The sequence below is a fragment of the Polaromonas sp. P1_G2 genome (assembly GCF_056405515.1).
In genome coordinates this window covers 1-658 of record NZ_JBFUBY010000653.1, presented here as the reverse complement: position 1 = coordinate 658, position 658 = coordinate 1, and the positions used below count along the sequence as shown (strand labels likewise).

The following is a 658-nucleotide window of genomic DNA, read 5'->3' as shown; positions in this document are numbered from 1 at the left end:
TCAATGGCCTGCCCGTTCGGCGGTCGATCGCCGGCTGGAGGAGAGAAGCGGGCTTCAACATCAGGCAATCAGTGTCCAGACGGAAATGCCTGCCGGCGACGACCCCTATGCGCAAGCCCTGTGGAAGGCACACCAGGCGCGCATGGCCGAGCGGATCAAGGCGATCGACAGCGGTCCGCCATCGCCTGACATCGCCCGCCACGATCCCTATGCGCTCCGCGCCGCCGTGGTGCTGCTCCTGGTCGTCGGCTGGAGTTTCTCCTGGTCGAACTATGGCGGTCGGGTTGCCGATGCCTTCGATTATTCCGGACCAAAGGTGGCCGCGGCGAACACGCGCGTGGATGCCTGGGTGACTCCACCCGCCTATACCAGCGTCGCGCCGATCTATCTTTCGGGTTCCCAGGTCAGGGCGCCCGACGAGCTGATCCGGGTGCCGCAATTTTCCGAACTGACGGTGCGGATCAGCGGCGACGGGGCCGGCGATGCGGTGACTTTCACTTTGCCCGACAGCGACAAGGCCGTCGTGCTACAGCCGGAAAAGGCCGACAAGACGGCGAAGGCCGATGCCGCCGAAACCGCAACGCCCGCGACCAGCGCCAGCTATAAGCTGAAGCTTGTCCGTGACGGCAAGATTTCGGTGGGCAATACCGAATATGCC

1 protein-coding gene is annotated in these 658 nt (G+C 64.4%); it reads left to right on the top strand.

Going from position 1 to position 658, the window contains the following annotated elements:
• The coding region (locus AC1D0P_RS26750; protein WP_477679497.1) for a DUF4175 family protein at nucleotides 1-658 on the top strand (658 nt) is incomplete at both ends.